The 18,607-nt window shown below is 38.4% G+C and carries 23 protein-coding genes and 2 pseudogenes; 9 read left to right on the plus strand and 16 right to left on the minus strand.

Annotation, left to right across the window (positions count from 1 at the left end):
- Nucleotides 1-374 precede the first annotated feature (374 nt).
- Entirely contained in the window at nt 375-1,370 is a 996-nt protein-coding gene (locus GZA11_RS10405; RefSeq protein ID WP_144242966.1) for an NAD(P)/FAD-dependent oxidoreductase, read from the plus strand.
- A gap of 48 nt (nt 1,371-1,418) precedes the next feature.
- On the opposite strand, the pseudogene GZA11_RS10410 reads toward GZA11_RS10405, so the two are convergent.
- Both GZA11_RS10410 and GZA11_RS16910 read right to left on the minus strand, forming a co-directional pair.
- Nucleotides 1,419-1,554 (minus strand): annotated as a pseudogene (locus GZA11_RS10410) (iron-sulfur cluster assembly accessory protein); the annotation flags it as partial.
- A gap of 193 nt (nt 1,555-1,747) precedes the next feature.
- Entirely contained in the window at nt 1,748-1,879 is a 132-nt protein-coding gene (locus GZA11_RS16910; RefSeq protein WP_268926768.1) for a hypothetical protein, read from the minus strand.
- A gap of 18 nt (nt 1,880-1,897) precedes the next feature.
- Between GZA11_RS16910 and GZA11_RS10415 the strand changes: the two are divergent.
- Nucleotides 1,898-2,389 (plus strand): annotated as a pseudogene (locus GZA11_RS10415) (Rrf2 family transcriptional regulator); the annotation flags it as partial.
- A gap of 286 nt (nt 2,390-2,675) precedes the next feature.
- Here the strand turns inward: GZA11_RS10415 and GZA11_RS10420 are convergent.
- Together GZA11_RS10420 and GZA11_RS10425 are read right to left on the minus strand one after the other, a co-directional pair.
- Nucleotides 2,676-3,041: a HesB/IscA family protein gene (locus tag GZA11_RS10420; protein WP_163183742.1), complete on the minus strand. Its 366-nt coding sequence runs from the start codon at nt 3,039-3,041 to the stop codon at nt 2,676-2,678.
- Between the two features lie 360 nt (nt 3,042-3,401).
- Nucleotides 3,402-3,641, minus strand: a complete 240-nt coding sequence (locus GZA11_RS10425; protein ID WP_038537043.1) for a YuzB family protein — start codon at nt 3,639-3,641, stop codon at nt 3,402-3,404.
- Between the two features lie 251 nt (nt 3,642-3,892).
- On the opposite strand from GZA11_RS10425, the gene GZA11_RS10430 reads away from it, so the two are divergent.
- Nucleotides 3,893-4,963, plus strand: coding sequence for an NAD(P)/FAD-dependent oxidoreductase (locus GZA11_RS10430; RefSeq protein ID WP_038537046.1), 1,071 nt, complete (start codon nt 3,893-3,895; stop codon nt 4,961-4,963).
- A gap of 280 nt (nt 4,964-5,243) precedes the next feature.
- On the opposite strand, the gene GZA11_RS10435 is transcribed toward GZA11_RS10430, so the two are convergent.
- Nucleotides 5,244-5,570, minus strand: a complete 327-nt coding sequence (locus GZA11_RS10435; protein ID WP_038537049.1) for a YuzD family protein — start codon at nt 5,568-5,570, stop codon at nt 5,244-5,246.
- A gap of 152 nt (nt 5,571-5,722) precedes the next feature.
- On the opposite strand from GZA11_RS10435, the gene GZA11_RS10440 reads away from it, so the two are divergent.
- A complete protein-coding gene (locus GZA11_RS10440; protein WP_038537052.1) occupies nt 5,723-5,959 on the plus strand; it encodes a NifU family protein in 237 nt (78 codons plus the stop codon).
- Between the two features lie 91 nt (nt 5,960-6,050).
- Here the strand turns inward: GZA11_RS10440 and GZA11_RS10445 are convergent, their stop codons facing one another.
- Both GZA11_RS10445 and yutH read right to left on the minus strand, forming a co-directional pair.
- A complete protein-coding gene (locus GZA11_RS10445; protein WP_038537054.1) occupies nt 6,051-7,046 on the minus strand; it encodes a 2-hydroxyacid dehydrogenase in 996 nt (331 codons plus the stop codon).
- 60 nt (nt 7,047-7,106) lie between these two features.
- Entirely contained in the window at nt 7,107-8,117 is a 1,011-nt protein-coding gene (gene yutH / locus GZA11_RS10450; RefSeq protein WP_163183744.1) for a spore coat putative kinase YutH, read from the minus strand.
- Between the two features lie 175 nt (nt 8,118-8,292).
- Between yutH and GZA11_RS10455 the strand changes: the two genes are divergently transcribed.
- Nucleotides 8,293-8,793, plus strand: coding sequence for a phosphatidylglycerophosphatase A family protein (locus tag GZA11_RS10455; RefSeq protein WP_200878227.1), 501 nt, complete (start codon nt 8,293-8,295; stop codon nt 8,791-8,793).
- Nucleotides 8,794-8,826: 33 nt separating this feature from the next.
- On the opposite strand, the gene GZA11_RS10460 is transcribed toward GZA11_RS10455, so the two are convergent.
- Together GZA11_RS10460 and GZA11_RS10465 are read right to left on the minus strand one after the other, a co-directional pair.
- A complete protein-coding gene (locus GZA11_RS10460) occupies nt 8,827-9,591 on the minus strand; it encodes a TIGR01457 family HAD-type hydrolase (protein WP_038537059.1) in 765 nt (254 codons plus the stop codon).
- Between the two features lie 55 nt (nt 9,592-9,646).
- A complete protein-coding gene (locus tag GZA11_RS10465; protein WP_038537062.1) occupies nt 9,647-10,084 on the minus strand; it encodes a DUF86 domain-containing protein in 438 nt (145 codons plus the stop codon).
- A gap of 269 nt (nt 10,085-10,353) precedes the next feature.
- Between GZA11_RS10465 and GZA11_RS10470 the strand changes: the two genes are divergently transcribed.
- Both GZA11_RS10470 and GZA11_RS10475 read left to right on the plus strand, forming a co-directional pair.
- Nucleotides 10,354-10,620, plus strand: coding sequence for a DUF3055 domain-containing protein (locus GZA11_RS10470; protein ID WP_038537066.1), 267 nt, complete (start codon nt 10,354-10,356; stop codon nt 10,618-10,620).
- A 63-nt stretch (nt 10,621-10,683) separates the two neighbouring features.
- Nucleotides 10,684-10,977, plus strand: coding sequence for a hypothetical protein (locus tag GZA11_RS10475; RefSeq protein WP_038537070.1), 294 nt, complete (start codon nt 10,684-10,686; stop codon nt 10,975-10,977).
- 34 nt (nt 10,978-11,011) lie between these two features.
- Here the strand turns inward: GZA11_RS10475 and GZA11_RS10480 are convergent, their stop codons facing one another.
- On the minus strand, nt 11,012-11,287 hold the full coding sequence (locus GZA11_RS10480; protein WP_038537073.1) for a YutD family protein: 276 nt from the start codon (nt 11,285-11,287) through the stop codon (nt 11,012-11,014).
- A 115-nt stretch (nt 11,288-11,402) separates the two neighbouring features.
- Here GZA11_RS10480 and GZA11_RS10485 point away from each other — a divergent pair, with 115 nt between their 5' ends.
- Nucleotides 11,403-12,038 (plus strand): YhcN/YlaJ family sporulation lipoprotein, encoded by a 636-nt coding sequence (locus GZA11_RS10485; RefSeq protein ID WP_038537075.1) that lies wholly within the window; start codon nt 11,403-11,405, stop codon nt 12,036-12,038.
- 46 nt (nt 12,039-12,084) lie between these two features.
- On the opposite strand, the gene lipA is transcribed toward GZA11_RS10485, so the two are convergent.
- Nucleotides 12,085-13,002, minus strand: coding sequence for a lipoyl synthase (gene lipA, locus GZA11_RS10490; RefSeq protein ID WP_038537078.1), 918 nt, complete (start codon nt 13,000-13,002; stop codon nt 12,085-12,087).
- Nucleotides 13,003-13,200: 198 nt separating this feature from the next.
- Between lipA and GZA11_RS10495 the strand changes: the two genes are divergently transcribed.
- Nucleotides 13,201-14,193, plus strand: a complete 993-nt coding sequence (locus GZA11_RS10495) for a M23 family metallopeptidase (RefSeq protein ID WP_407938556.1) — start codon at nt 13,201-13,203, stop codon at nt 14,191-14,193.
- 32 nt (nt 14,194-14,225) lie between these two features.
- On the opposite strand, the gene yunB is transcribed toward GZA11_RS10495, so the two are convergent.
- The 5 genes from yunB to GZA11_RS10520 all read right to left on the minus strand — a co-directional run.
- Complete coding sequence (yunB, locus tag GZA11_RS10500; protein WP_038537083.1) at nt 14,226-15,023, minus strand: sporulation protein YunB; 798 nt, start codon at nt 15,021-15,023, stop codon at nt 14,226-14,228.
- 281 nt (nt 15,024-15,304) lie between these two features.
- Nucleotides 15,305-15,607 (minus strand): YunC family protein, encoded by a 303-nt coding sequence (locus GZA11_RS10505; protein WP_038537085.1) that lies wholly within the window; start codon nt 15,605-15,607, stop codon nt 15,305-15,307.
- A 67-nt stretch (nt 15,608-15,674) separates the two neighbouring features.
- A complete protein-coding gene (locus tag GZA11_RS10510; protein ID WP_163183748.1) occupies nt 15,675-16,496 on the minus strand; it encodes a sulfite exporter TauE/SafE family protein in 822 nt (273 codons plus the stop codon).
- 30 nt (nt 16,497-16,526) lie between these two features.
- Nucleotides 16,527-17,372 (minus strand): DUF72 domain-containing protein, encoded by an 846-nt coding sequence (locus GZA11_RS10515; RefSeq protein WP_038537089.1) that lies wholly within the window; start codon nt 17,370-17,372, stop codon nt 16,527-16,529.
- A 160-nt stretch (nt 17,373-17,532) separates the two neighbouring features.
- Nucleotides 17,533-18,607 (minus strand): IS3 family transposase (locus GZA11_RS10520; RefSeq protein ID WP_163183750.1); only part of this gene is annotated, 1,075 nt, incomplete at its 5' end.

The following is an 18,607-nucleotide window of genomic DNA, read 5'->3' on the forward strand; positions in this document are numbered from 1 at the left end:
TTGGTCTTATATTATTTTGAATATCAGAAAATTAGTATGTGATATAATTCACGTACTAAATCAAAATAATAAACCAATACAATTGTCTATCTAGCTGCCAATTTGTGAAAAGGCATGAATTCATTTATAATTCCATCGTCATATAAATGTGCCTTTATTGTCACAAAATCTTAACAATATATCCACAATACATCATATGCTACTTCCATTAGAATTTCAAGCCATTTCGAGAATATAATTAATAAAAATATTGTTTGAATATTTTTATAAAAATAATATTAAACAATAAACAATTATCAGAAAAATATGAGGATTTTTATTTTTTATGATATGATAAAGAGTGGAATGGTTACTACAAGTTGGGGGGATACGGAGTGGAAGAGCAAAAAATTTATGACATTACCATTATCGGTGGAGGTCCCGTTGGTCTTTTTACTGCTTTTTATGGGGGAATGAGACAAGCTACGGTCAAAATAATTGAAAGTTTACCGCAGTTAGGCGGTCAATTATCTGCACTTTATCCTGAAAAATATATTTACGATGTAGCCGGTTTTCCAAAAATTCGTGCACAGGAACTTATTAATAACTTAAAAGAGCAAATGGCAAAATTTAAACCAACCGTTGTATTAGAACAATCCGTTGAAAAAATTGAAAAGCTGGAAAATGGGACGTTTAAATTAACCACCAATAAAGAAAGCCATTTTACAAGAACAGTAATTATTACTGCTGGAAATGGTGCATTCCAGCCCCGCCGATTAGAGCTTGAAAATGCTACTCAATATGAAGGAAAAAATTTACACTATTTTATTGATGACCTCAATCGATTTGCTGGTCAAAAAGTTGTCGTATTCGGAGGGGGAGATTCGGCTGTTGATTGGGCATTAATGCTAGAGCCCATTGCAGAGAAGGTAACAATCGTTCACCGCCGTAATAAATTCCGCGCCCATGAGCATAGTGTTGAAAACCTGTTTAAGTCAAAAGTAGACGTAAAAACCCCATATATTCCTACTGAATTAATTGGTGACGAAAATGGCATCCATAAGGTCATTCTTAGTTCTGTGAATAGTGAAGAAAAAATAAACCTTGAAGTTGATGCCGTCATCTGTAACTATGGATTTGTTTCTTCCCTCGGTCCTATTAAAGAATGGGGGCTTGAGATTGAAAAGAATGCAATTAAAGTAAACTCCAAAATGGAAACAAATATTCCTGGTATTTACGCAGCTGGAGATATATGTACGTACGACGGAAAGGTAAAATTAATTGCATGCGGCTTCGGTGAAGCACCAACCGCTGTTAACAATGCAAAAGCCTATATGGATCCAAAAGCAAAAATCCAGCCATTGCATAGCTCGTCCATGTTTGATAAATAGAATGTTAAAGGCGCCCCCCATTAGGACGCCTTTTCAATATATTTAAATTTAACATTCCTCAAGTGTACCCGCTACTGTTGCCGTTCTAAATGAAGAACCACAGCCAACAGCCACAGGATGCAATGGCATTCGGGTTATTAATGGTAAACCCACCGCCCATCATCGATTGTTTGAGATTGATAGTATATCAAGTTATTGGTGTTAAGTCTATATCTGAGATTTTTCGTATACTTCTCCATTCCATCATTATTTAAATGCCTCTGGTGCTACATTGTAATAATCGATTCATTGTTCCATTTTTAATAACCTCTTTAAAATGCTTAGTTTACTCTGTATTTTAATACCTTTTCCTTTAATTCAAAAGGTAGCTGATATTTCTATTTAGAAAATTGCCAATTAATATAATCAACTAATTCTTTTTCAGTTGATTTCATTATTTCTTCTTTGTCATTAGTAGACATATCTAAGCCTTGAGCACGTATTAATTTCGTATGGTTAATTCCCATCATGTGCAGTACTCCGCGCATATATTGTGGCTTGTGGGAGTTGAATATGCTTTACATTGTCTGGTTTATTTAATTGATGTTCCTTCCACGGAAAGTGTTGGGATAAAGGATTTAGCAAAATTCCAAGGACTTTCTGAGACATTTCTTTCAAAAGTTTTCGGTAAATTATCAAAAGCAGGTATTGTTAGATCGGTTCCAGGAGTTAAGGGTGGTTATAAACTTGCTAAATCTCCAGAAGATATTTCCTTTTGGGATGTAATTGAAGCAGTTGAAGGTCCCAAACCCATATTTCAATGTAAAAATATTAAAGATAATGGTTATTTATATAGAGAAAAAGGCTGCACTCCAAGTGCTTCTTGCACTATCAATTTAGTTATGCTCTCCGCAGAAGAAAAAATGCGTGATTTTTTGCGTAGTAAAAAACTCTCATGGTTAAATGAAGAGCTTGAGCGTGTCTTGCCCAAACAAATACGTGAAGAAACTCGAAAATATTTTTTGAAGAGCAAGAAAAAACCTCTCATGATAATTCCTAATTTAAGAGGGTACATGAGAGGTTTTTCTTTGTTCAAAAAAATGTATATCTTTAAATTATCTTTCCAACTTGTTTACGTATCACTCTTTTATTTAATGACACAAAGAAAGCCTCCTCAAAAAGTTATGTTTTACAACATTAACTATCGAGAAGGCATGTAATTCCAAAATTGATTTAAAGCTTTTAGGATTGCTAACACACATTTTTAGGCTTGTGTACAATCAAAATTCCAATGTAATTCTTAACCCCAAATATTTATTCAAAACCTTAACATTCCTCAGGTGTACCCGCTACTGTTGCCGTTCTGAATGAAGAACCACAGCCGCAGGATGCAATGGCATTCGGGTTATCGATTGTAAACCCACCGCCCATCATCGATTGTTTATAGTCAATTTTTGTACCTTGTAAAATCGGTGCGCTCTCTTTATCAACTAGGATTTTAATCCCAAATTGTTCAAATTGATAGTCATCTTCCTTTACTTCATGGTCAAATCCCATTCCATAGGATAGGCCACTGCAGCCGCCACCGTTTACACCTACGCGTAAATAGGCACCCTCTTCTTCATTATGCTTCATCATTTCTTTTATTTGAAGAGATGCTGCTTCCGTTAAAAAAATAACATCCTTACTCATCTTAATATCCCTCCTTAATAACGAGGCTTTTTAAAATAGTATATACATTGATCTATATCAACTCAACAAATACGACTTATAAGAAAAGCGTAAGCACCCTGCTTAGCGGCGTATAGCCTCCTCCCAAAAGCTATCGCTTTCGGTCGTGCGATGATGATGCTGTCGGAGTCTTCCTTGTGGTACTCTCCAACTGAGATAAAGGAAACACGCAGAGCAAAGCGATTCGATGTTGACTTATTGTAGGGCGGAGACCAAAGGCGTCTCACCGCTAGGAGCGCTTGCGCTAAACCTTTCTCGAAATCGAAATAGACTTCCTTATTCTTAAATTATGCTAAAAGGAATGATCATGCTTCTTTTAGATTAAAACATTGGATTTTCTTCAAGGTATTGGTAAATATGCTCGACCAATTCATCAGGCGTATCTCCTGTAACAACCTCTCCATTTACAAGTGCATAAAGAGTGGATGCACATTTTCCACAATACCCTAGGCAACCATATTCAATAATATCCAAATTTGGATCTTTCTGCAGTTTTTCTAACGCTAATTGTGCCCCGCTTGCAAGATTGCTGACACAAAATTCAATGATTGGCTGAATCATGGCTTTCACCTCTTTACTATCTACTAATCCTACCTTTTTTCAAATTTGTCGTCAAATATCACATTTCTTCCAAGTTTGTCAAGTTTCATTCGGATAAGTGTTGTGATTTTGTCACATTTTAGATATACTGATATTTGTGTGTTTAGCGAATAATTTTTAAATTTTATCTAAAAAATAATCTATTTTGAAAGCGGTATTTCTGAACTAAGCCAATAGGACATTTCAAGCACTGCAAAAAAGGGGAAATTCAAATGAAAAACCTTGTAATTCTAGGCGGCGGTTATGGAGGGATGAAGGTTTTACACGAGCTTCTGCCAAATGATCTGCCGGAGGATGTCATGATCACACTTGTGGATCGCGTTCCTTATCATTGCTTAAAAACTGAATTCTATGCTCTTGCAGCAGGAACGATTTCCGATAAAGAAATCCGAGTAACCTTTCCTGAACATCCAAGGGTTCAATTTAAATACGGAGAAGTAACTGGTATTGAAACAAATGAGAAAAAGGTGCTATTAAAAGACCAAGAACCCATTACTTATGACGACCTTATAATCGGGCTTGGTTGTGAAGACAAGTACCATGGTGTGCCGGGAGCAGATCAATATACCTATAGTATTCAAACGATTGCCAAATCTCGTGAAACTTATTCTGTACTGAATAATTTGCCTCCAGGTTCAGTAGTAGGTATCGTAGGAGCCGGACTGAGCGGTGTTGAGCTTGCTAGTGAGTTAAGTGAAAGCCGTGAAGACCTTCGTATCAAATTATTTGACCGAGGAAAACACATTCTTTCTGCTTTCCCTGACCGGTTAAGTAAATATGTAGAAAACTGGTTTAAAAATAAGGATAATGTTGAAATTATTAACAATTCTAATATTACTCGGGTAGAAGAAAATACCTTATACAATCATGACGAACCAATTCATTGTGATGTGATTGTTTGGACTGCAGGGATCCAAGCAAATAAAATTGTACGCGAAATGCAAGGGGAAAAAGACCATTTAGGAAGAATGGTGTTAACTCCAAGGCATCATCTTCCACATGATGAACATATTTTCGTTGTTGGAGATTGCGCGAGTCTCCCTCATGCTCCAAGTGCCCAGCTTGCGGAAGGACAAGCAGTGCAAATTGTAGAGGTTTTAAAGAAACGCTGGAACGGAGAAGAACCACCTGCCTCATTCCCACCAATTAAATTAAAGGGTGTTCTCGGTTCTCTTGGAAAAAAACATGGTTTTGGCTTGATGGCAGAACGGCCAATCACTGGACGAGTTGCCCGACTCCTAAAATCCGGTGTACTTTGGATGTATAAATTCCATAATGGGTAACAGAAAAGCGGAAGCCCCCTGCCCAGCGGCGTATGGCTTCCTCCCAAAAGCTATCGCTTTCGGTCGTGCGATGATTATGCTGACGAAGACTTTCTTGTGGTGCTCTCCAACTGAGAAATAGGAAACACGAAAGAGACGAAGGCGATTCGATGTTGACTTATCGTAAGGCGAAGTGCGAAGGTGTCTCGCCGTTAGGTGCTTGAGCTAGACGCTTCTCATACTTAAAAATAGACTTTCTCAATTCATTAAAAGAAGCATTCCAAATGTGGAATGCTCCTTTTTATTGTGCCTTGTAACCATATTTTTCGAGTTCGGCAAAAATCGTTTTTAAGCGGGGATTCCCTTCACCTACAATTTTATCCTTAATGACGATAACTGGGTAAAACATATCTTCTTCGATGACACGCTGAGCAAATTTTACTAAATTCTCATCTTCCGGCGGCTGGTGAATATCGACATACGTCATTTTAAAGGGCTGACCAGGGAATTTTCTGGAGATTGCTGCTTCTAGCCATTCAAAGGTTTCTTTTGAGGATGGCGAGTTGACACAGCTTGGACATACCTGTTCGGCACCATAAAGAACAATTTCTACCTCGGTAAATTCCATAAAAACCATTCCTAACTTTTTTCTTTTATTGTATATTATAAGCCTAAGAATCTCTATGAAAATGTTCGTAGTTTGGGCAGTTCACCAATTTCTGATAATGGATTTTTACTGCCAGCGCCAGTATAATAGAATTATGAAAGGAGTCGATTAGAATGTCTGAACGAGATATGTTTGAACAAGTTCAAGAAGTGTTAGATAAATTACGCCCATTTCTTCTTCGCGATGGTGGAGATTGCGAATTAGTGGATGTTGAGGATGGAATCGTAAAACTTCGCTTACTAGGTGCCTGCGGATCTTGCCCAAGCTCAACGATTACACTAAAAGCTGGTATCGAAAGAGCTCTTCTTGAAGAAGTACCTGGTGTTGTGGAAGTAGAGCAAGTATTCTAATTTTTAATAAAAGCGATTGCCGATATGGCAATCGCTTTTTTGATGCTCTTGGAGGGTATATTTCTTTCGCTAAGTACCAATATCAAATTCGTTATAAAATGGCTCCCCTTCCTGGTTGCCAATCTTTATTTACAAGCGTTTTTGGCGGTCTACCTTCTAGGATTGCTTCTATATTTTCAACACATAGCCTCATCATGCCTGTTCGTGATTCAATGGTGGCACTTCCAATATGCGGCAGGGCGACTACATTGAAAAGCTTCAACAATGGATGGTCTTGGCCAATTGGTTCCTTATCAAATACATCCAGCCCAGCTCCAGCAATTTCCCCACTAACAAGTGCATCATAAAGGGCTTGTTCATCCACTACCGGCCCTCTTGAAGCATTAACAAATATTGCTGATGGTTTCATTTTTCTAAATGCTTCACGGGTAAAGAGGTGTCTTGTTTCCTTTGTCAACGGTGTCAGGCAAACAATAAAATCAGATGTACGCAATAACTCTTCAAAGTTGGCATAGGTGGCTCCCAAAACCTTTTCCGCTTCCTGATTTCTTGATCGATTATGATAAAGAATATTCATATCAAAACCAGTTGCCCGCTTTGCTACGGCCTGACCGATTTTCCCCATACCGACAATCCCAATTGTTTTATGGTGTATATCTTGGCCAGCTAATAAAAACGGACTCCAACTTTGCCATTTTCCTTCTTTGACAAACTCTGCAGCTTCGACAATTCTCCGAGCCGTTGCCATCATTAAAGCAAACGTTAAATCTGCTGTCGTATCTGTTAGCACATCTGGTGTATTACAAATGGCAATCCCTTCCCTACTGGCTGCTTGTATATCGACATTATCATAGCCGACTGCCATATTAGCAACCACTTTTAGCTTTTTACCGGTCTTTAACAAGGCTTCATCTACTTTGTCTGTTAACATTGTCAATAACGCATCAGCTTTTGCTGCTTCAGCAAGCAATATTTCTCTTGGAACCGCTTGATCTTCATACATCCACATTTTCACTTCAAATTTCTCAAGGAGTGGTCGAACGACATCGTTTGGCAACTTACGAGTGATAAAAATATACGGCTTCATTTTGTATTCCCTTCCTTATTTTTCTATCTTTCCTCTATTTTAGCATATAGAAGAGAAAGATTATTGATATAGCCAATCAAGCTGAGGAAGATTTTGCCGCCTGATGGGGGCATCGGTCATTTGATAGAAGCGTGACAAAAACTTTTCATACTCTGTAGATTGTCTTAACATTTTACTTAAATGCTCTTCCAATAACTTCTTCTCCTGTTCAGATCTTGTTGTATAGTAATTTTCGATACACTCGAAGTAATGAAGTGGAAAGATCAACCTAGCAAATAATAAACGCCACGAAAAAGAGGTTAATGTGACAACCGTTTGGTATTCCTCAAAAAATTGCTTCAACTCAACATCATACGTTTGCATATTGCGGAAATATCTTTCCCTTGTCCATTCAGCCAAATCACGACTCCGATGATCAAAAACCCAATCAAATGGTTTTTTTATTAAAAAATCGCCATTCCAAGTGGTTTGGGTAAATCGCTCGTGACATACAGTTCCCCCATCTAATACACCAGGCTGATCATCAATTTCCGTATCGACTAAATATTGAATAGCATTCTCAGTCAATGCCATGTAATAAGGGAATGATTCAATGAACATTTTTTCAAACTCATCCTCTGGAGTTTGATAAAGTAGTCCACTCCAAACCTTCTCCATTTGCTCTAGCCTTTTTTCCCACAGGTTCTTCCATTGCCCAATTCGGCTTATTCGTTGAATTTGAAAGGGCACTCTTCTGCCACGTTCATGAAATTTTGCGAGCTTGCGCCCCAATTTCATATTTCGCTGCCGGCGTTTTCTTTGCTGATTGGCTAGAACGCAGAATTTTTCTTGAGCCCAAGTTGTAATATATTGACCACTCTTTGTTTGTAAAACTTGAGGCACATCTTGATCTCCATATTTTCGTAAATGCTCAGCTATTTTCCCTAATTCTTGTATATCCGCTTCGTCCTTACCAACTGGATCAACAATGACATAAATCCATCCATTGCCTCTTAGTGCATCGTATCGATCAATTTTTATTTGTTCTTCAGCCCTGACTCCGTACTGGGCTTCAAGCATATTTTGCAGCATCTTCTCACCCCTGGTTTTCTTCCCTATAAGTCATTTATATGTTTTAAAATGCAAAACTTGTAGCAACCATTTTTTTTAATGAAAGTAATTTCATTGATTGTCGATACGAAAAATGCATATCATAAACTAATGGGATATATATATAGAAAAATGGATGAAAAAGGTGATAATTGGAATGGCAGAAGACAAAAAAATTAACCATGTAGAAGAAAAAGCACGCAAATGGTTGAAGGAAAGAGGTGTTGATGTAAAAGATATCGCAAATTTGGTTTATTTTTTACAAGAAAAATACCATAAAAATCTAAAAATGGAAGACTGTATTGCCAATGTTGAAAAAGTTCTCTCTAAACGTGAGGTGCAAAACGCGATCATTACTGGAATTCAGCTTGATATCCTCGCAGAAAAAGGCATGCTAGAAGAACCGCTTCAATCCATTATTGCAACCGATGAAAGCTTGTATGGTGTGGATGAAATTCTGGCATTTTCCATCGTAAATGTATATGGCTCAATCGGCTTCACGAATTACGGCTACATTGATAAACAAAAACCGGGGATCCTAGCTTATTTAAATGATAAATCAACTGGAAAGTGTAATACGTTTTTAGATGACATTGTCGGTGCAATCGCAGCTGCTGCTTCTAGCCGATTAGCACACGCTGCCGCTAATGTTGAATAATATTAAAAAAGGATGGCAATCTAGCCATCCTTTTTAAATTTCCCATTGATCCAAAGAATCAATCGCATATGTAGGCTTCCGATCATACCCTTTCAGAAGTTCCTTTGTTGTCACACCTGTATGAACTAATAAAGTATCAATCCCGGCATTCATACCAGCCAAGATATCGGTATCATAATAATCGCCGACCATTATTGTTTCTTCCTTCGAGGTTCCCAGCACCTTTAATGCCTGTTCCATAATAATGGATTCAGGTTTTCCGATAAAGATCGGCTTTGTTTGAGTCGAAACGCTAATGACAGAGGTAATTGATCCATTTCCTGGCAATAGTCCTCTTTCAGTCGGAATCGCGATATCCCCATTAGTAGAAAGAAAAACAGCCCCATTCCGAACCGCTAAACAAGCGACCGCCAATTTTTCATAAGTGAGTGAACGGTCAATCCCAACAACAACAAATTCAGCTGTTTCCCCGGCAAAAGTAAATCCCTTTTCTTCCAAAGCTGTACGGATCCCTTCTTCTCCGATCACATAAACGGTAGCATCTTTCTTTAAGCTATAAATATAATTTGCCGTTGCCTGACTTGTAGTAAATACTTGGTTCTCCTCGGCTGGAATATCAAAGTCACGAAGTTTTTTCGCCACTTGGGCCGGAGTTCTGGAAGAATTGTTTGTAACAAATAAGTATGGAATTCCTTTCCTTTGCAACTTTTTCACAAAATCGGAAGCTGCTTCAATCCGTTCAGAGCCCCGATACATGGTTCCATCTAAATCAATTAAATAGCCCTTATAATTTTTCATCATAAATCACTCCTTATGTAGCATACGCTAAAAAGAAAAAGACCGATGGACGGCCTCAGTTCTTAAATGCAGATACAGGTCCCAATTCATTTATCAAATAATCCCGGACATTTTTTGGGAATACCTTTAATGCAGGCAATTGGTTGAAAAACTGCTGCTGAAGCTCATGATGGTCTACTTCCATGTATAATTGAACAAGCTTTTTTCGGAATGGAATGAGAGTCTTTAGGCGATTCCCTGTTTCCTCTGAAACGACTTTTTCATCCACTAATATATCAATAATATCATCATAACTTCCGGGATCACGCATGATAAATCCATCTATCATAGCATTCCCAACATCCAGCACGGACTCCAACATCATTTGTGTTAAACGTTCCAGTGCCGCTTTTTCAATAGGTGATGTCCATTCCTTCTTGCTTTCAAAAAGATGAATTTGGGATTCTAAATAAATGAGTGTCTCTTCAATTTTTTCTCGATCCACAAAATACATGGGACTCCACATCCTTTGCATAGTTGTTCTAAGTGGCTATTACCTGAATGAAGGCAGTTAGAGATATATAATCATTCCCCTTTGCCTTAAAAAGAGCATGCAACGATTTATTTCTATTGTAACATATTTTTACAAAGTTCTTATTTTCTCTGTAGAAATTTCATCCTTTATGTTGAAGAAAAATTGTATACCTACCAACGGAGCTTTTATTTTGATACTATAGATATTGTATTTAGATCAAAGAATTGGACAAGGAGACAATAAATCCGATGAAAGAACGTTATTTCTTATATGATGATATCGAAAATACAAAAACAAGGTTTGTAAGCTTTGTTGGGGAAAACCAACGCTATGATTTGGCAATTGTTCAAACCGACCGTCATTATGGCAAGAGCCTTGTTCTTAACATGCAAGGAAATCGTTTCGCCATTATCGGCCAGGATGATCTTGAAGAAGAAGGATATCTTGAATATGCGTTTCAATTAACCGAAGAAGAAGCAGAAGAATTAAAGTCATTTTTAATGGAAATCATCTAATAAAACCCCCGCACATGTTTTTTTCACTCCTTGCAATACTATAGGATAAAAGGAGTGAAGGGGATGGCAAAGAAAGATTCCAAAAATTATGATGATTTGTCTAATGTGGAAGTACAGCATAATTTCCTAACAGCAGAGGAATTTCCAGAAGGACCCTATGGATCGCCAATTCGAAAGGATGATCCTGTTGAATTAAAAAGCTCACCTTGGCAAGAAGGACAGCGGTGGTACAGTAATTTTAATTATGAATTTAAAGCCTTACATCAGGACATGCCAAGGGAAATGGATGGAGCTCACCCTCCACATGATGATAAACATAAAGATGTACAAGCTCCATATAACAATAATGAAGCTTAGTAAAAGAAAAAACGAAGGGAAATGACCCTTCGTTTTATTTTTTCACCTTTTTTAAAACAAAATAGGCACAGCCGAAATTACAGTATTCATATAGATATTCGGTTAATGTACTAATTTTTGTATCAAAGGTGGCCTTTTGATTTTGATCATCAAAGAAACCTTTCAGACGGAGCTGGCCATATCCCCAATCCCCTACAATATAATCATATCTAGAAAGAATATCGCTGTATCTTGCTTTTAGCGCTTCTTCATTAAACCCATTGCGATATTCTTGCACCAACTCATACAAATTATTATTAATTGCGATCATGCATGCATCACCTCAATTTGCCAACAGGTCTATCCTCATTATAACCGATTCCCCATCAATTACTAAGAAAAAAAATGTTTCTTTGGGCCATTCTAATAAAAGGAGGTGGTTTTAATTGAAAAAATTCATCCCCATTATTGGTTTATGTGCATTAACCTTACTCCCGGGCTGTACAAATAATATGGCCAATCGTGATGTATACGAAGAAAGCGGGAATACCATTAACGTCAACAATAAACGCAATGAACTTTACCGTGAAGATCAATTGCAAGGAACGAAAAATATTAGCAACCAATATGGTTACGTCCGTAATCAAAAAAGCCCGCTGATGAATGACAATACAGCCAATAATAATGACACGGGACTTGATCGTGAACAATTGGCGAACATTATTAGCAAATTGGCTGCAGAAATTCCAAATGTTAATGATGTAGCAGCACTGGTCACTGATCAAGAAGTACTCGTTGCCTATCAAACCGATACGAAAAATCGTGAATTAACGGCCGACCAAGTAAAAAGAACGGCCCTTTCAGTTGTACCACGATATTACCATGTATATGTTTCAGACAATAAAGCGCATATACGAGATATCGAAAATCTCGCTAATTTTACCAGTACCAGCAAAAAAGCTCGAGAGCAAGTAAATGCTGTAATTAAACGCATGAAAACTTCACCACAAGGCTCCCGTATGAACAACAGTGAGGATGAAAATGGCCTGACTCCAGATGACAAAACAAAAACCAGCCGTTAAATAGAAGAGTTCAGACCTGGAATGGGCTGAACTCTTTTCACTTTGTTTATGCTTCCTGTGCGTTTTGTTCTCCTAATAGCTGCTTATGCTTTGCTGCGGCATTCACTTGTTCATCTGCATGGTAAGAAGAACGGACAAGTGGCCCTGCCTCGCAATGACTAAATCCTTTTGATAAAGCAATTTCTCGGAATTCATTAAACTCATCAGGACTGTAATATTTTTCAACTCTTAAATGACTTTTGGTCGGCTGTAAGTATTGGCCTATCGTCATAATGTCTACATGATTGGCCCTTAAATCATCCATGACTTCAAGTATTTCTTCTCTCGTTTCACCCAATCCAATCATTAAGCTGGATTTCGTTGGGATAGTTGGATTCATTTCCTTTGCCCGACGCAAGAATTCAAGTGAACGTTCATAGGTGGCACGTGCTCTAACTCTTGGTGTAAGGCGTCTAACAGTCTCAATATTGTGATTGAGGATATCTGGTTTCGCATCCATTAAAATTCGTAAATTCTCTTCTTTTCCACCCATATCGGAAGGCAACACTTCAATTGTAGTAAATGGATTCTTTCTACGAATGGCCCTTACCGTCTCAGCGAATACAGCTGCTCCCCCATCCTTTAAATCATCACGGGCAACAGCCGTAACGACCACATGCTTAAGGTTCATAAGCTGTACGGAATCAGCTACCCTTTCCGGCTCTTTCCAATCCAGCTCCGTTGGCAACCCTGTTTTTACGGCACAGAAACGGCAGGCACGGGTACATGTATCCCCGAGGATCATAAATGTAGCTGTCCGTCTTACAGCCCAACATTCATGAATATTCGGGCAGCGGGCCTCTTCACAAACGGTATGAAGATTTTTCTCCCGCATTAATTTCTTTAACCCTGTATATGTCTCATTCGTATTTAACTTTATTTTCAACCATTCAGGTTTACGTAAAATCTCATTCTTCTTACTCAATCATAACACCCCTCGGCAAATCATTATGTACAAGCCTTCTGTTCACACTTTAACATACTAGAATACGAACGACAAGCAAACCGAGGAGTGGAATAATAAGGAAAAGGATACAAAACGCCAAATACCATATATTAGTAATAATGAAATAGAGGAGAAGTCATAAAATAAGTTTGTACATTATTCGGAAGGAGAATGACTGTGCGGACTTTTTTGATTTTTGGAACTTTGTTTTTCTTTTTTAGTTCTTTCTTTTCCGCTAGGGATGTTTGTGCGGCAGAGTCCAATCCCTACGAGGAAAGGATGAAACTTTATAAAAAGGTTGAAACGGTGACGCACATTCCTTGGTATTATCTTGCTGCCATTGACCAATATGAAAGAAATGTTCGTATGGTCCGCCGTGATTTACCAAAACCGAATCGTGTTATTTCCATTTATTTTCCTCCAGAGGTCTGGGTAGGACTAACAAACCCTAATCTTGAAGAGGAAGATCCTGCTATCATTAAATTTTTTCAAGGTATGGGGGTCGATGGAGATGGGGATGGTAAGGCAAGTTTAAAAAGTGATGAAGATGTCCTATACGCCTTTGCCAATTATCTTCTTTCCTACGGAGTTGACCATGATAATATAAAAATTGGACTATGGAATTATTACCACAGGGATCGTACAGTCGGAAGCATCGCCAGCTATGCTAAGATTTACCGACATTTTGGGCGAATTGATTTGAATACAAACGTATTTCCCGTCCCGCTTAGTAGCAACCACAGCTATCGCAGTACGTGGGGGGACGCCAGAGGTTGGGGAGGTCGAAGAATACACGAAGGAACCGACATTTTTGCCGACTATGGTGTACCTGTAAGAGCTACTAGCTATGGTATTGTTGAGATCAAAGGATGGAATAAATATGGCGGCTGGAGAATTGGTATTCGTGATATTAATAATAACTATCACTATTACGCCCACCTTAGTGGTTTTGCAAAAGGGATTGAAAAAGGAAAAATTGTGGAGCCTGGAATGGTCATCGGTGGTGTTGGTAGCTCCGGTTATGGGCCACCGGGTACCTCTGGAAAATTCCCACCACATTTACACTATGGGATGTACAAGGATAATGGAAAAACAGAATGGTCCTTTGATCCCTATCCACATTTAGTGAAATGGAAACGAATGGAACGGGCAAGTTTAAAGAAAAAGTAGGAGATGGGCTCGGATCACTTGAGTCCATCTCTTTATTGGTTTGATTTTTTCGTTTCGGTTTTCTCCGTTTTCTTATCCGGTATCTGGAAGGATGGAGCGATACCACTGCCTCCACTATTATAAAATTGTGGAACATCACCTTCTACCATCGCACTGCCAACAGGAATTTTTTGTTTGAGCTTCGTGATATCTGTGGCAAATGGGGTAATAATTTGTACTGAAACCTCAATTTCAACCACTACATTAACCCACGTATTATTGATTCCCATTTCTTTTGTTTCAATCTGCACATCTGGTTCCACTTCCCCGATCGCTTGGAATTTCACTGGTATTTTTGGACCTAGATTCCCTAACAAAGCAATATTAGTTGCCTGCCCTAATGGGACATACCAAATGATCGAATCTTCATCTGATGAGTCCTCTGTTTCAATTTCGACATCTGTTAATTGTTCAAGCTGGGCTACTTTTCCTTGTTTCGCCTCCTTTAAATTCTTTTGGATTTGAGCAGTTGTTTCAGCCAATACACGGTTAATTAAATCGGTATTTAACTGCCAGTGATGCTTTGAACCATCACTGCTTGGGATAATTTTTACCACTTCATTATTCTCCCCCACATTGGTCGTCCGCTTCGTTATGGCCCGGTTAATAACAAGGGAGGCGATATTACGTGTCTCCGATTCAGCATATCTCATTAATGTCGGTTCAATACCCTTATTCACCAATAAGACACCTAAAGCCGTTGTTAAAAGAAAAAATACAAATGTTAAAAGTAAGACGTAACGGAAGGGCAACGGTCCTCGTTTTGACAGCCTCCTGCGGAACTTTGCCAAAGTAAATCACCCCTTCAAGCTATATGTATGCGAAACTACGGTGAACTAGCCCAATAAACCATCAATTTATATCAAAATCATATTTAGTGGATTATTTTGGTTAACACTCTTTCTACCTTATACGAGGCGAAGGGAGATCTCATTCCCCACTAACAACCAAGGAAGCGAAGCACCTAGATTAAAATCAACCGTCCATGTAAAATGAGCAATAAAAAAGACTGTCAATAACCCCAAACGATATGGAGGTTACCAACAGTCTAAATGCCTGCCAAAAGCAGGCATTAAATCATCTTTAACAAGGCGTCTTTGCCAATCATTCCTTTGTGGATACCTAATTCTTCAGCCTCATACGTTACCGATTCCAGTGGGGCATTTAATAATTGTTCGATGGTTCTTACCCCTACTGCTCTTCCGGCAATCACCTTTCGATCCTTTAATTTTTCATTGAGTAAAGCGACATCTAAGGCACCGCACATGATGTATCCTTTATCACTCGTCACTGCTAGTAATGTTGTTTTTGGAAGTAAAACTGTAACAGCCAAAAAGGTATGGCCGGCAATATTGATTGGTGAAAGATCAATCAACTTTCCACACTCCTTTCCTTACTACAGTATGAAAGGAGTAGGAAATTCGTGTTCATCCCAAAGAAGCTTACCCGTATAGTCCTTCTATAATCATTCGAACACCAACTATAATCAGAATTGTACGCAATATTAATACAATTGTTTTACTTTTTAGTTTTGTATTCAAATAGACGCCGATCTTGGCACCAATATAGGCTCCTGGCACTAAAGCTAGTGTTAGCAGCCAATCCACATTCCCCAACGAAATATGAGTAATAGAGCTTAAAATCGCGGTTGGCAGAATCATAAACATAGAGGTCGCAGTTGCAACATGAGGCGGAAAAAAGAACACTAAAATCATGGTTGGCACCATTAGCGAGCCTCCCCCAACCCCAAATATTCCTGATAAAAAGCCAACAATAAAGGAAACCAAAACAGCAAGAACCGGACTAAAGCCATATTCATAGGTTTTTCCTTCATTATCTGTAAATGAGCGAACAACTCCCCGATCTTTTTGATATGGCAGAGGCTTTAATTTATCTTTGATTAGTAATATGAAGGAGACTAAAATAATAAATATCCCAAAATAAAGACTAAATGAATGCAAGTCTAGTTTTTCCGTGACCCAAGCTCCCAGAATACTTCCTGGTCCACTTCCAATGAGAAATATGAATCCACTTTTATAATCGACCGTCTTATGTTTCATATAGGCCAGCGTCGAAGAGAGCCCCGTAAAAATCATAGTAAATAATGAGGTTCCAACAGCTACCTGCGGAGAAATATCACCAAAGACTGACAGTGTTCCCATATAGAGAAGTGCAGGAACAACAATAATTCCTCCTCCAAGGCCAATCAGCGATCCTAGTGAACTTGCAGCCAGCCCAACAATAACTAAAATAATCCACTCCATGATTTCACCCTCTAGTTTTGTAGAGTATTTCTAAAACAAATGAAGCTGCCTTGGTGCAAGTCCTTCATATTCGATTTGTAATAGCTCCATCAATTGCTTAGCATTATCGGCGGCATCGCCACCGGAATTATTATTAAAAAGCAAATATACCTTTTCACATTCTTTTGTTAGCTTTCGTACATGATTTGCCCACTCTTTCAGCTCCTGTTGATTGTAGCGGTAAAGATAACGAACCTCCCGCCAATTTTCACCATTCTTCTTTTGCCAGCCATGAATATTGCGGCCATGGAACCTAACAAGAACCTTCTCACGATTAGTCGTTCGCAGGATGGTTGGTACCGATCCTTCACCGGATTGGGGTTCATCACAAATACTATGAATCCAATTTTCTTTTATCATGAAATCAATGGTTTTTTCCCGATACTGTGGTAAAAACCAAGATTGATGCCTAAATTCCAATGCACAGGGGATGCTGCCCATTTCCCGCTTGCACCATCTTAAATATTCTACATTTTCCCTTCTGCAATCAAACCAAGGTGGGAATTGAAATAACACCATGGCCAATTTGTTTTTCTCTATGTAAGGAACTAATGATTCTTTAAAGGCCTGAAACATTTCCTTCATGGATTCAAATGGGATTTTACTTGACAAATGTCCTGTCATCCCTTGATAGGCTTTGACGATAAACTGAAAGCACTCCGGAGTTTCATTGACCCATTTTTGTGCATTACGTGTAGGCTGAATCGCATAAAAAGCGGAGTCTACCTCGACAATCGGAAAATGGCTTGCATATTCCTTTAATTTATCTCTCGGCGCGGTCTTGTCAGAATATAAGCTGTCATGGTCACCCCACCCCGTTACACCGATATAGATCAACAAAACTCACCTCCATTTATTTATAATAGCATAACCATTTAATTGGATGGATGAACTTTTTGGAAATTTAAAAAAAGTTCCCAGCTATAAAATAATCGTATTTTGCTATTTTAAGGGGCTTCGACTGAGTTTTGTGGCTGCTTTCCAAATAATTAAATACTTATTTCACCTTTAGAACAGGGGATTTTGCTCCACTTTCAAGGAGTACGTTAAAATCTCTACTTCCAATGACAACAATATAAAATCGTTTATAAGACCTGGTCTCCATATTTTCAAATAAAATACCTGTTTCTTTTGTCATTTTTCTACTCCCCACATTCGGTGTTATCGGATTCGCATCTGACACATCAAGATAAAAAACTTGGACGTGCCAAAAATAAGAAAAACCCTTGATATGAATGACCCCTGTCAAGTAGACAAGAATAAAAAAGCACACATAAGCAGCCTGAGTCCTATATTCATAAGAACTCAGGTTATTTAATTTCTTTTGGAAACGTTGGTGGTTATAAAAACGAATGAATTTGTGTTCGGCATCCTTGACCTCTTTGGCTTTGCGAAAAGAGTCTAGATTAAAACACTCTGCCTTGAAATGGCTGAAGAAGTTCTCCATGCTGGCATTGTCTAAACAGTTTCCTTTTCTGGACATACTAGCTTTTATATTGTATCTTTTAAGTAAGTTGTTGTATTGACGGGATGTATACTGGAATCCTTGATCACTATGCAGGAGGAGTCCATTTACATTCCGTTTTTTTATGGTCTTTTTTAGCGTATCAAGCACCAGTTTGATGTCATTTCTTGGACTAATATGGTAGGCAACAATTTCATTATTGTATAGGTCCTTAATGGTAGACAAATAAAGCTTTTGCCCATTAAAAATCAAATATGTAATATCTGTCACCCACTTCTCGTTTGGTTTTGACGCGTGAAATTCCCTGTTTAGATGATTGTCCGAAATGACATAAGGCTCTTTCTTCCCATAATAAGACCGTTTCTTCCGAATCACCGCACGAATTCCCATCTCTTTCATCAACCTTTGTACGCGTTTATGGTTGATATTCAGTTTGTATTTTCTCTTAAGCCAGACTTTGACTCTCCGATACCCGTAGATTCCTTTCCGTTTTTTATGGCACTCCTCGATTTTTTTCTTTAACTGCTCGTCTTCTAATTGCTTTTGAGAAGGGTGTTTCTGCCGTTTTACCCAATTGTAATATCCACTTCGAGACACGCCTGCAATC

The organism is Neobacillus sedimentimangrovi (assembly GCF_010614825.1).
GTDB classification, from domain to species: domain Bacteria; phylum Bacillota; class Bacilli; order Bacillales; family Cytobacillaceae; genus Neobacillus; species Neobacillus thermocopriae.

Coding starts and splice junctions, on each gene's coding strand:
- GZA11_RS10470 (WP_038537066.1), top strand. CDS start 10,354: ATGAAAGAACGTTATTTCTTATATGATGATATCGAAAATACAAAAACA.
- GZA11_RS10435 (WP_038537049.1), bottom strand. CDS start 5,570: ATGGAATTTACCGAGGTAGAAATTGTTCTTTATGGTGCCGAACAGGTA.
- yutH (WP_163183744.1), bottom strand. CDS start 8,117: ATGCTGCAAAATATGCTTGAAGCCCAGTACGGAGTCAGGGCTGAAGAA.
- GZA11_RS10475 (WP_038537070.1), top strand. CDS start 10,684: ATGGCAAAGAAAGATTCCAAAAATTATGATGATTTGTCTAATGTGGAA.
- GZA11_RS10480 (WP_038537073.1), bottom strand. CDS start 11,287: ATGATCGCAATTAATAATAATTTGTATGAGTTGGTGCAAGAATATCGC.
- GZA11_RS10430 (WP_038537046.1), top strand. CDS start 3,893: ATGAAAAACCTTGTAATTCTAGGCGGCGGTTATGGAGGGATGAAGGTT.
- GZA11_RS10425 (WP_038537043.1), bottom strand. CDS start 3,641: ATGATTCAGCCAATCATTGAATTTTGTGTCAGCAATCTTGCAAGCGGG.
- GZA11_RS10465 (WP_038537062.1), bottom strand. CDS start 10,084: ATGTATTTTGTGGATCGAGAAAAAATTGAAGAGACACTCATTTATTTA.
- GZA11_RS16910 (WP_268926768.1), bottom strand. CDS start 1,879: ATGATGGGAATTAACCATACGAAATTAATACGTGCTCAAGGCTTAGAT.
- GZA11_RS10455 (WP_200878227.1), top strand. CDS start 8,293: ATGGCAGAAGACAAAAAAATTAACCATGTAGAAGAAAAAGCACGCAAA.
- GZA11_RS10510 (WP_163183748.1), bottom strand. CDS start 16,496: ATGGAGTGGATTATTTTAGTTATTGTTGGGCTGGCTGCAAGTTCACTA.
- GZA11_RS10440 (WP_038537052.1), top strand. CDS start 5,723: ATGTCTGAACGAGATATGTTTGAACAAGTTCAAGAAGTGTTAGATAAA.
- GZA11_RS10445 (WP_038537054.1), bottom strand. CDS start 7,046: ATGAAGCCGTATATTTTTATCACTCGTAAGTTGCCAAACGATGTCGTT.
- GZA11_RS10460 (WP_038537059.1), bottom strand. CDS start 9,591: ATGAAAAATTATAAGGGCTATTTAATTGATTTAGATGGAACCATGTAT.
- GZA11_RS10420 (WP_163183742.1), bottom strand. CDS start 3,041: ATGAGTAAGGATGTTATTTTTTTAACGGAAGCAGCATCTCTTCAAATA.